3 protein-coding genes are annotated in these 2,456 nt (G+C 58.9%); 2 read left to right on the top strand and 1 reads right to left on the bottom strand.

Features of this window, described 5'->3' with window-relative positions; genetic code table 11:
* Nucleotides 1-2: 2 nt before the first annotated feature.
* Nucleotides 3-443 carry a homoprotocatechuate degradation operon regulator HpaR gene (gene hpaR, locus ACR0LL_RS20940; protein WP_480492848.1) on the bottom strand — a complete coding sequence of 147 codons (441 nt, stop codon included), beginning with the start codon at nucleotides 441-443 and terminating at the stop codon, nucleotides 3-5.
* 106 nt (nucleotides 444-549) lie between these two features.
* Here hpaR and ACR0LL_RS20945 point away from each other — a divergent pair, with 106 nt between their 5' ends.
* Both ACR0LL_RS20945 and hpaE read left to right on the top strand, forming a co-directional pair.
* Nucleotides 550-948, top strand: a complete 399-nt coding sequence (locus ACR0LL_RS20945) for a 5-carboxymethyl-2-hydroxymuconate Delta-isomerase (RefSeq protein WP_480589215.1) — start codon at nucleotides 550-552, stop codon at nucleotides 946-948.
* Nucleotides 949-951: 3 nt separating this feature from the next.
* Nucleotides 952-2,456: 5-carboxymethyl-2-hydroxymuconate semialdehyde dehydrogenase (gene hpaE, locus ACR0LL_RS20950; protein WP_480589217.1), on the top strand; the 1,505-nt coding region annotated here is incomplete at its 3' end.

Below are 2,456 nucleotides of genomic sequence, written 5' to 3' on the forward strand. Positions count from 1 at the left end.
GGTCAGACTTTGACGGCTTGTAGTTCTTCGAGCAGGTCGAGGAGTTGATTGAGTTTTTCTCGTCCCATTTGTTTTTCGATGCTTTGGTAGATCTGCAGAGAGGTTCCGAGGTTTTCGGCGAGGATGTTTCGTCCTTCGTTTGTGATCTTCACCATTGTGCGTCGTTTATCGTGGCTGTCCTGGCGGCGTGATATTTGGCCTTCGGCTTCCATCGTGCGCAGGATGCGGGTGAGGCTTGGCAACAGCAGGCAGGCCTCTTTGGCAATCGAGCTTTGCTCCACTTCACCCAACTCGTCCAGCACGCGCAGGATGCGCCATTTCTGCTCGGTCAGTTGTATCCCCTGCAGCATGTCCCGGATGGGGGCCATGACGGTTTCGCGTGCGCGCAGCAAGGCAATCGGAAGGGCGCGCGAGGTGTTCTTGGTGTGGCTTTGTTCACTCATGACAGTCTTCTAATTCGCAGAGTCAAAAGATGCAAAGATTAACAAAGCAAGTTCTTGACAGCGGGGGCTCCAATTTACTAAACATGTTTACCATTGGAGGGAGCATATGCCACATTTTCACGTCGAGTATTCCGGCAATCTGGAAGACAGGATCGATATGAGTGGCTTGTGCGAATGCATCCGGGCCACGGCTGCCGGGATCAAGATATTTCCCCTGCCCGGTATTCGTGTCCGGGCCACGCGGGTCGATCACTATGCCATCGCGGACGGCAATCCGGCGCATGGGTTTGTTGATATCTCGATCCGCCTGCGCGCTGGCCGGACTGCGGATGTCAAACGGGACGCCACGCAGCGCATTTTTGAGGCGGTTGAGGCCTATCTGTCCCCCGCCTTCGCCGGACATTCCATCGCGCTCTCGCTTGAGATGCGTGACATTGACCCAGACCTTTCGCCCAAGACCGGCACGATCCGGGACCATTTGGACGCGACCAACCAGGAGACCTGATCCATGAGCGCACTGGGTACGAATATCGAGAAGCTGGCGGGCTTTCTGGTCCGGTTTAAGGAAACCGGCATCAAGAACCGAATTGCCGGTGAAGATCGCGACGGTTCCGCAGGGGTGTTCCAATCCACCTCCCCGGTTGACAGGTCGGTGATCTGCGATGTCGCCCGTGGCACAGCCGATGATATCGACGCTGCCGCCAATGCCGCCCACGCCGCATTTGCCGATTGGCGCGACATGCCTGCCACCGAGCGGCGCCGCATCTTGCTGAACGTTGCCGATGCGATCGAGGCCCGTGCCGAGGAAATTGCGCTGTGTGAATGCTGGGACACCGGCCAGACCCTGCGCTTTATGTCCAAGGCCGCGCTGCGGGGGGCCGAGAATTTCCGGTATTTCGCGGATCAGGTGGTCCAGGCGCGGGACGGTCAGCACCTTAAGTCGCCGACCCTGATGAACATCACCACGCGCGTACCGATCGGTCCGGTAGGGGTGATCACGCCGTGGAACACGCCGTTCATGCTGTCGACATGGAAGATCGCACCTGCTTTGGCTGCCGGGTGCACCGTGGTTCACAAACCGGCCGAAGATTCTCCGCTGTCCGCTCGCCTGCTGGTGGAGATCGCCGAAGAGGCCGGGCTGCCCAAGGGTGTGCTGAACACCGTGAACGGGTTCGGCCCCGATGCGGGTAAGGCGTTGACGGAGCATCCGTTGATCAAGGCGATCGCCTTTGTCGGTGAAAGCCGCACCGGCAGCATCATCACCAAACAAGGTGCCGATACGCTCAAGCGGATGCATCTGGAACTGGGCGGCAAGAACCCGGTTGTTGTGTTCGACGACGCCGATCTCGACCGGGCGCTGGATGCGGTGATCTTCATGATCTACTCGATCAATGGCGAGCGCTGCACGTCATCCTCGCGCCTGCTGGTGCAGGACACCATCAAGGACGCGTTCGAGGCCAGGCTGATCGAGCGGGTCAACACCATCAAGGTCGGTCATCCGCTGGATCCTGCGACCGAGATCGGGCCCCTGGTGACCGAGGAGCACTATAACAAGGTGACCTCCTATTTTGACATCGCCAAGGAAGACGGTGCGACTGTCGCCGCCGGAGGTGTCAAGGTGGGCGACACAGGGTATTTCATTCGCCCAACCCTGTTTACCGATGCCAATAACCAGATGCGTATCGCGCGCGAAGAGATATTCGGCCCGGTTCTGACCTCGATCCCATTCTCGACCGAGGACGAGGCGCTGCAGATTGCCAACGACACACCATACGGTCTGACCGGCTATGTCTGGACCAATGACCTGACCCGCGCCTTGCGGTTCACCGACAAGCTAGAAGCCGGGATGATCTGGGTGAACTCGGAAAACGTCCGCCACCTGCCCACCCCGTTCGGCGGCGTCAAAGCATCCGGTATCGGCCGCGACGGCGGCAACTGGAGCTTCGAGTTCTACATGGAACAAAAACACGTCGGCTTCGCAACTGGCCAACACAAAATCATGCAGCTCGGGAA

The sequence above is a fragment of the Ruegeria sp. AI2 genome (assembly GCF_056541275.1).